Here is a 368-nt window from a genome sequence, read left to right on the forward strand (position 1 = left end):
GCCGCGATCTTGATTGCGACGGCTGGTCTCATGGGGACACGAGCAATTGCCGTGTTCGAAAGTTTCTACACAAAACAGGCCGAGCGTATGGGAATACATATTGACGACACCACAACCGAATCGAACAACCCGACACCGGGCGGTCAAGGATAAACGGTAGGAGGCACACGTGAATACGCTCGTACAAGATGGTCCAAAAATTAGCAGCATCGGGCAAGTGATTGATCGTTGGATTACAAGGGCCTCGCCTTGGGCGATGGCCGCACTTCTGGGGGTTGCTTGCTTTTGGGCCCTAGAGCCCCAACCAGAAACACGTATAGAAATCAGTCAGACGTACTACGCATCTCCGGGAGGTTACGTGCCGATGC

General features: G+C 53.5%; 1 protein-coding gene. It reads left to right on the forward strand.

Going from position 1 to position 368, the window contains the following annotated elements; all coding sequences use genetic code 11:
• Nucleotides 1-169 precede the first annotated feature (169 nt).
• On the forward strand, nt 170-368 hold a 199-nt coding region (locus AC1RPG_RS08410), incomplete at its 3' end, for a hypothetical protein (RefSeq protein WP_481762534.1).

The sequence above is a fragment of the Dellaglioa sp. CoH-57-MRSF-18 genome (assembly GCF_056781995.1).